Origin of the sequence: Arsenicicoccus sp. UBA2120 (genome assembly GCF_002330965.1) — a bacterium.
GTDB classification, from domain to species: domain Bacteria; phylum Actinomycetota; class Actinomycetes; order Actinomycetales; family Dermatophilaceae; genus Arsenicicoccus; species Arsenicicoccus bolidensis.
The window spans coordinates 451-717 of sequence record NZ_DCYC01000067.1 but is presented as its reverse complement, the minus strand read 5'-3'; the positions used below and the strand labels follow the sequence as shown (position 1 = coordinate 717).

Below are 267 nucleotides of genomic sequence, written 5' to 3'. Positions count from 1 at the left end.
TACACCTTCCTGCGCGAGCAGCAGTACACCGGGCTCATGGTCTCCGACGACCCGGGCGCCCTGTGGGTCTGGGTCGGCTCCACGATGATCGTCGCCGGCATGACCATCACGATGTTCTTCCGGCACCGCCGGATCTGGGTCCGCGTCCAGCCGTCCGGCGACGGCTCGCGCATCCGCCTCGCCTCGTCCGAGCGCCACGACACGGCCTACGAGGGCTGGGTCTCCCGCCTCGTCGACGATCTGTCCGCCGACCTCGGCGCCACGCCC

1 protein-coding gene is annotated in these 267 nt (G+C 70.8%); it reads left to right on the top strand.

Features of this window, described 5'->3' with window-relative positions:
• Positions 1-267, top strand: a 267-nt coding sequence (locus B2P18_RS09545; protein ID WP_286958467.1) for a cytochrome c biogenesis protein ResB, incomplete at both ends; no start/stop codon positions are given.